The organism is Anabaena subtropica FACHB-260 (assembly GCF_014697105.1).
Taxonomy (GTDB): Bacteria; Cyanobacteriota; Cyanobacteriia; order Cyanobacteriales; family Nostocaceae; genus Trichormus; species Trichormus subtropicus.
In genome coordinates, this window is record NZ_JACJRF010000044.1 from 39,377 (window position 1) to 47,017 (window position 7,641).

At 41.8% G+C, this 7,641-nt stretch carries 7 protein-coding genes; 4 read left to right on the forward strand and 3 right to left on the reverse strand.

The window, feature by feature from the left end; translation table 11 throughout:
- Positions 1-15: 15 nt before the first annotated feature.
- On the reverse strand, positions 16-465 hold the full coding sequence (ndk, locus tag H6G18_RS20035; protein ID WP_190408857.1) for a nucleoside-diphosphate kinase: 450 nt from the start codon (positions 463-465) through the stop codon (positions 16-18).
- A 207-nt stretch (positions 466-672) separates the two neighbouring features.
- Here ndk and speA point away from each other — a divergent pair, with 207 nt between their 5' ends.
- Positions 673-2,688, forward strand: coding sequence for a biosynthetic arginine decarboxylase (gene speA / locus H6G18_RS20040; RefSeq protein ID WP_190408858.1), 2,016 nt, complete (start codon positions 673-675; stop codon positions 2,686-2,688).
- Positions 2,689-2,753: 65 nt separating this feature from the next.
- Here the strand turns inward: speA and H6G18_RS20045 are convergent, their stop codons facing one another.
- Together H6G18_RS20045 and H6G18_RS20050 are read right to left on the reverse strand one after the other, a co-directional pair.
- The gene (locus H6G18_RS20045; RefSeq protein ID WP_190408859.1) at positions 2,754-3,923 is read right to left on the reverse strand and encodes a sugar phosphate nucleotidyltransferase; all 1,170 of its coding nucleotides are present in this window, start codon (positions 3,921-3,923) and stop codon (positions 2,754-2,756) included.
- A gap of 356 nt (positions 3,924-4,279) precedes the next feature.
- Positions 4,280-5,104 (reverse strand): segregation/condensation protein A, encoded by an 825-nt coding sequence (locus H6G18_RS20050; RefSeq protein WP_190408860.1) that lies wholly within the window; start codon positions 5,102-5,104, stop codon positions 4,280-4,282.
- Between the two features lie 323 nt (positions 5,105-5,427).
- Here H6G18_RS20050 and H6G18_RS20055 point away from each other — a divergent pair, with 323 nt between their 5' ends.
- The 3 genes from H6G18_RS20055 to H6G18_RS20065 all read left to right on the forward strand — a co-directional run bounded on the left by H6G18_RS20055 (position 5,428) and on the right by H6G18_RS20065 (position 7,578).
- On the forward strand, positions 5,428-6,531 hold the full coding sequence (locus H6G18_RS20055) for a baeRF7 domain-containing protein (protein WP_242040415.1): 1,104 nt from the start codon (positions 5,428-5,430) through the stop codon (positions 6,529-6,531).
- An 86-nt stretch (positions 6,532-6,617) separates the two neighbouring features.
- Positions 6,618-6,773 (forward strand): hypothetical protein, encoded by a 156-nt coding sequence (locus tag H6G18_RS20060; RefSeq protein WP_190408861.1) that lies wholly within the window; start codon positions 6,618-6,620, stop codon positions 6,771-6,773.
- A gap of 292 nt (positions 6,774-7,065) precedes the next feature.
- Complete coding sequence (locus tag H6G18_RS20065; protein WP_206757217.1) at positions 7,066-7,578, forward strand: hypothetical protein; 513 nt, start codon at positions 7,066-7,068, stop codon at positions 7,576-7,578.
- Positions 7,579-7,641 lie beyond the last annotated feature (63 nt).

Here is a 7,641-nt window from a genome sequence, read left to right on the forward strand (position 1 = left end):
CCCATCTCTCCTAAACTACTCGTGCAACCAAGGTGTTAAATGTGGTTGCCAACTGACTAATTCTGCATCTGTAAACCACAGACTGACTTCTTTTTGGGCAGTTTCTGGCGCATCAGAACCGTGAATCAGGTTGCGACCGATGTTAATACCAAAATCACCGCGAATTGTTCCGGGTTCTGCTGTGAGGGGATTGGTTGCACCAATAATTTTTCTGGCAGAAGCAATCACACCATCACCTTCCCAAACCATCGCTACCACCGGGCCAGAGGTGATAAATTCAACTAAGCTAGGAAAGAATGGTCTTTCACGGTGGACATCATAATGTTGTTCAGCCAACTCTTTACTGACTTGGAGGAACTTTAAACCCACAAGGGTAAAACCTTTTGTTTCAAAGCGACGGATAATTTCTCCAACTAATCCACGCTGTACGCCATCAGGCTTAATTGCTAAGAATGTGCGTTCCAAAGCTATCTCCCAAAACTTAATAAAATTTTTATTTTGTCCGTCGTCATTTGTGAGTTGTCAGCTGCAAAGGAAAAAACAACCGACTACTGACCACTGACTACTGACCAATCAGAGTTTATCTCAGAAATTATCCCTGAGTGCATATCAGTTCTTATACGAATGCGTTAAATTGTTTATTCGTGGGTGAAACACAGAGGTCAGGAAGAAATGGGTGTTGAGTCAACTGCTACATCTGACGAGGTGGTGAAAGTACCAGCCAACGGTAACAAGTTGGAGGGGAAAAATCACAAGCAGAAAAAGCTGCTACCGCAGAATACCCCAGGCGATGTATCTCGCGTTTGGAAGATTGAGGACAGCGAAGCTTTATACCGGATTGAAGGATGGGGACAACCTTATTTTTCAATTAATGCGGCTGGTCATGTCACAGTTTCTCCCAAAGGCGATCGCGGGGGTTCTTTGGATTTGTTTGAATTGGTCAATGCTTTGAAACAACGCAGTTTGGGCTTACCCTTACTGATTCGTTTTTCGGATATTTTAGAAGACCGGATTGAACGCTTGAACGCTTGTTTTGCCAAAGCGATCGCTCGCTACAATTATCCTGGTGTATACCGTGGCGTGTTCCCCGTCAAATGCAATCAGCAACGGCATTTGATTGAAGACTTGGTAAGATTTGGCAAGCCGCATCAGTTCGGTTTAGAAGCCGGTTCTAAACCAGAGTTAATGATTGCTTTGGCATTATTGGATACCCCAGGATCACTACTGATTTGCAACGGTTACAAAGACCGGGAGTACGTGGAAACAGCCATGTTATCCCAAAGACTAGGACAAACCCCAATCATCGTCTTAGAACAGGTAGAAGAAGTTGATTTGGTGATTGCTGCTAGTAAGCAATTGGGTATCAAACCCATGTTGGGTGTACGGGCAAAATTAAGTACCCAAGGAATGGGACGTTGGGGTACATCCACAGGCGATCGCGCTAAATTTGGCTTGACGATTCCCGAAATCATCCAAGCTGTTGATAAGCTACGTGATGCCGATTTGCTAGATTCTTTGCAATTAATGCACTTCCATATCGGTTCACAAATTTCTGCCATCAATGTCATTAAAGATGCCATCCAAGAAGCCAGCCGCATTTATGTAGAGTTAGCCACCTTGGGGGCAAATATGAAGTACCTTGATGTTGGCGGCGGACTGGGTGTAGATTACGACGGTTCTCAGACCAACTTCTACGCCTCCAAAAACTACAATATGCAGAACTATGCTAACGATATCGTGGCAGAGTTAAAAGATACTTGTGCTGAGAAACAAATACCCGTACCAACACTAGTTAGTGAAAGTGGTAGGGCGATCGCCTCCCATCAATCGGTACTGATTTTTGATGTTCTCAGTACTAGTGATGTCCCCCGCGATAATCCGGAACCACCAAAAGAAGGCGAATCCCCGGTAATTAATTATCTCTGGGAAACCTATCAATCCATCAATAAAGAGAACTATCAAGAGTTCTACCACGACGCAACCCAATTCAAGGAAGAAGCTATTAGCCGCTTCAACTTGGGGATTTTGCGCCTAAGAGAACGAGCCAAAGCCGAACGTCTCTACTGGGCTTGTTGTCAAAAAATTTTAGACATCATTCGTCAGCATGATTACGTGCCAGACGAACTGGAAGACCTAGAAAAAATCATGGCTTCCATCTATTACATCAATCTTTCTGTGTTTCAATCAGCACCGGATTGTTGGGCAATTGATCAACTATTCCCAATTATGCCCATCCATCGCTTAGATGAAGAACCAACCCAGCGAGGAATTTTAGCAGACCTCACCTGTGATAGCGATGGCAAAATCGATCGCTTTATTGATCTGCGTGATGTCAAATCTGTCCTAGAACTGCACCCATTCCAACCAGGAGAACCCTATTATCTGGGAATGTTCCTCAATGGAGCTTACCAAGAAATTATGGGGAACCTGCACAACCTATTTGGCGATACCAACGCCGTTCATATCCAGTTAACCCCCAAAGGCTACCAAATTGAACACGTAGTTAAAGGGGATACCATGAGCGAAGTGGTCAGTTACGTCCAATATGACTCTGAGGACATGGTAGAAAAAATCCGGCAACGTTGTGAGCGTGCTTTAGAAGAAAAGCGCATTACCTTAGCCGAATCTCAGCGCTTGCTACAAACCTACGAACAAAGTCTCACAAGATACACTTACTTAAATAGTTAGTGGTCAGTTGTTAGTTGTCAGTTGTCAGTAGAAATTGCAACTGACAACTGACTCATGACTAATGACTAAATAGCATTAGTTCCCAACAATTCGGCGATCGCTTGCCGTTCCACTGGGGTATGTTCTGGCGGTGTTTGCCGAGCATCAGTAATCAACCAATCCAAAGCCGCAGCTTGCACATCAATGGCTGCACCAGTCTTATCGACGCAGTAACGCCCAAACACCAACTTATCCAGTAGCCTGACTCCTGGCCCTAATCGAGACCATTCAAAGATGACGCTGTTATCTACAGTCGCGCCACTACATATCCAGCAATTGGGGCCAATCATGGCTGGGCCAACAATTTTGGCTCCGTCTTCGATGCGAGTCATCCCACCAATGTAAACTGGGCCGGTGATATCTACTTTGTCCCAATTCACTGCCACATTTAAACCAGTGTAAATGCCAGGGGCGACCTCATGACCGGGGATCTGCACATTCTTGATTTCCCCTTGTAACACACCACGAATCGCCCGCCAGTAATCTGGCACTTTACCAATATCCACCCATTCAAAGTCCATTGCGATCGCATAGAAGGGCGCACCAATTTCTACCAGTTTGGGAAATAGCTGGCTACCGATGTCATATTCCACACCAGAAGGTATGTATTTAAACACCTCTGGCTCAAAAATGTAAATACCTGTGTTGATATTGGTGCTGAGTGCTTCCTCTACCGATGGTTTTTCTTGGAAGGCTTTAACCCGACTATTTTCATCGGTGACAACAACACCGTAACTAGAAACTTCTTCTTGGGGAACAGTTTTTGTAATGATAGTGGCGATGGAGCCTTTGGATTTATGCCACTTTACTGCTGCTGTCAAATCTAGGTCAATCAAAGCGTCGCCACACAACACCACAAAGGTATCATCAAAAAAAGGCGAAAAATCTTGGATACGTCGCATCCCTCCAGCAGAACCGATCGCTTCCCCTACCAGCTTACCTTCATCATCAATTTTACCTTCAAACGAATAGGCAATCTGTACACCAAACCGTTGACCGTCACGAAAATAGTTTTCAATTTCTTCCGCCAAATGACTGACGTTGACCATAATTTGGTCGAAACCATGTTGACGTAAAAGTTCCAGTAGAAATTCCATCACTGGCTTTTGCAGGATGGGAATCATCGGTTTGGGAATCGTATAGGTAATCGGACGAACGCGAGTACCCTTACCTGCTGCGAGAATCATCGCTTTCATAAAGTTTATTCCTCAACCACAAGCCAGTTTACTTTCATTGTGTGATACTTAATCATCAGTTTTTTATTTCTGCTCTAAGTAACCCCTGACTACAGGGATAACAGGAATCTATTGGTTATTGCAACCAGAACAGGGAATAGGCGGTAGTGGAAAGGGGGATTATGCTCCACTTGAAATAGTCCACTTGTAAAAATGGGTCTCTCTTCGTCCCAAATAAGGGACAGAAAATAGCTCCCCTCTTCCCTTCATTGATGACTAGCAATCAGTTATCTTTTTAATTTAATCGGATTTTTGGGTTTACTGATGCAACAGTCTGTAAATTCACCGAAGCTTCTATATTACTGCTCTTAGTTGGTTCATTTTATTGTTTGTTCTAATGGTTGGTAGGTGTTCGCTGGATCTGTGAGCAAGCGGATTCTGACTTCTTGATAAAACTCCTCTTGAAATAGCTCTACCTTAGATTGTGCCGATAACAGCAATAAAGCCCAGAAAACACCAACTAGGTGACTATTTTCCGATTCATGGGCTGATAATTCGTGTGATTTCTTGGTTTGAGTCCACAATTCTACGAGTTGTTCTAAGTTTAAGTAATTTTGTTCTAAAAGCAACTCTTGAGCTGAACAATGCAATAATTGCTCCAATTCACCGGCGACTTCCGTCAAATTTTCTTGGTGCGCTAACTCTAGCGCCTCTCGCATCGCTTTGACAGTAGGTTGACGTTTGAGACGTGCTGGTTTGTTAACTTTTTCTACAAGCTTGAGCTGGTTCGCCATGATTTGCAATTGTGCGATCAACTCTTGTAAAGTCACGCGGCGTTTTGGTGGCGGCATTGCAGCAGTTCGCCGACGCAAAACTCGCTCTAAGGGTAAACGATGAGTTTGATGGAATAAGCTATCTTCGTTGTCTGTTAGTAGCTCATCCCCGATATCTTCTAAATCTTCTGCTGTTGACAATTGCATCAAGGTATTTGCCTTGAATAACACTAGCATTGAGGCTGATAAAAAAGCCTGCCCAGATTGGGACAAGTCAGATTCATAGCCTCTAGCTGTTGTTTTTGGTGTCATTAGTTCTAAATAACGGTCAATCACCTCAATTACTTTGACATCCCAAGGATCTATTTCTCCTTGTTCTGCTTGCTCAATTAAGAGTGTGATTGTTTGTAGTAGCTCGGAAGTATCCATTCTGATTTCCGATGGTGTGATTTTTGATGTCAGGTGTACACAGAAGAATATTTCCTTCTTTCTTGTATCTGTAACTCTGTGATAAAAAATACTTTTTAAACACAGATGTACAGAACCACAGAGAAAAACCTCTTTTTTCTCCGCCTACAGAATGGTGTATATGATAGCTAATTTTTTATCAAAAGAAAGATGTATTTCCGCATTTAAAGCTTTGAAATAAAGATAATACCGAGCATAGGAGTTTTATCATAAAGACTCTATTATCTATTGATGAGTTAAAAACTTTAATCGAAAATTCTCTAGCACCATCTGTATCTCTTTATATGCCTATGCAAAAAGCTGGGACAGAGATTCGCCAAAACCCTATTCGCTTTAAAAATTTAGTCCGTGAGGCTGAAGAGCGTTTACAAGCAATGGAAATTAGCTCTACCGAGATTGAAGACTTGATGCAACCGGTTAGAGAATTGGATCAGACTGAATTTTGGGAAAATCAAGACGATGGATTAGCAATTTTTATTTCGCCACGGGTATTCCGTTATTACCGTCTGCCAATAGAGTGTCAAGAATTGGTAGTTGTTGGCAATCAATTTCATTTCAAGCCATTGCTGCATTTAATCAATAGCGATCGCCATTTTTACCTTCTTGCTCTCAGCCAAAAGGATATCAAATTTTTTGAGGCAACACGCTCTGAATTGCATGAGGTGGAAGTAGAAAATATGCCGAATAGTGTTGATGAGGCTCTCATGTACGACGAAACCGCCAAAGAAGGGCAATTTCGTATTGCTACATCTAAAGGTAGCAACACCAATCCTTTTACGCGATCGCAGCCTGGAGCATTTCACGGTCAGGGTAGTCCAGACAAAGACCAGCCCCAAGAAGTTATCCTGCAATACTTTCACGCTGTTGATGCCGCACTGCATGAAAAACTACACGATGAAACAGCACCTTTAATTTTGGCTGGTGTTGAATATCTCCATCCCATTTATCGAGAGGCCAATACTTACCCTCATCTCCAGGAACAAGCAATCACTAAAAGGCCAGAACTTTTTCAAGCAGACGAATTACACGCCCAAGCTTGGGAAATTGTCGAACCTCTGTTTCATCAGCCGGAACAGAAAGCTATTGACCTTTATCAACAACTAGCAGGGGAAAGAACTGGTACAACTTCTAGTGATATCAAAGAAATTATTTCCGCCGCTTATTATCAAAGGGTTGATTCTTTGATTGTCCCACTAGGGCAGCAAATTTGGAGTACATTTGACCCAGATACACTAGCTGTAGACTTGCACCCAGAACAACAGCCTGAAGATGGGGATCTTTTAGATTTAGCAGCTATTCATACACTGTTAAATGGTGGTACGGTTTACGCTGTTGAGCCAGAAAAAATGCCAAATGATGAGCCAATAGCAGCTATTTTTCGATATTGATCACTTTGATGGTGTTGTATAAATGAAGTCGGGTATTCCTGAATCTGTAATTGATTTTCCCTAGTCCTTTACGTACAACACCGTTGATGAAAACTATTCGTACCTTTATTAATCAAACTTTATTCGGTTTAGCGTTTATAGGTGTGACATCTGTAATTGCCCAACCTGCTATGGCAGAAAAATTTACTGGGCAATCAAGCAACGTCCGTGCAGAAATATCTTTTGAAAAATCAGAAGAATAGCGTCACGCACCAACCATCGATTGTGACACTTGCGTAAGTCCTGATGGATTTTGAATAACCCCTCTCCAAACCTCTCCCCGACGCGGGGAGAGGCTTAAAACCCTTATTTTTTTGTGCTAAGTGGTATATTTTGAGCAGCCTTTCCTGGTAGGGTTTGGGTTAGGTTCCGTCGAACTCACTTGTTATTAACAACAATCTCTGTAGTGATAGATGATTGGTATCAAAACCATTTTTGAGTACTATGTTAGTCTAAATACACTTATTATGTATTAAAGGCAACATGAGTCTAGAATTGGCAACTTTGGCAACTGGGCTAGGGAAAGCTGTATTCCCAGAAATCGGGAAACAAATGTTTACTAAAGTTAACAGTATATTAAATCCTACAGATTTAGAAAAAGCCTTGAAAGCGGGAGTTAAATCTGCTGAAGAGTTGGATGCTACTCAACCTTATGAAAAACAATTATTTTTTCATTGTGATGACAAGCAGACAAATGAAACCCTTAAGCAATTTTTCAAAGATACGGGTGTACAAGAAGAATTATTGAAACCTATTAATGATAAATCTGCTCCCAATTTAGAATTATTAATTGCTTATTTTAAGAAAATTGCATCAGAGAAACCAACCCTAAAGTTTCCAGAACAGAGTATTGAAAATTGGCTGAAAAAATTTAGCGATGCTTATTTTGAGCATACGAGTACATATTTAAAATTTCAGCTTGCTAAAGCAGATTATTTGAAGCAACTGTCAAAATATTTTGATGCAGAAATGTTGAAAGCTGATACAAAACTTTACATTCTTAGTTAGACTAACTCCAAAAGTCCTAAAATAGTCAACATAACATTATCTCCTCAAACCAATGAACATAAC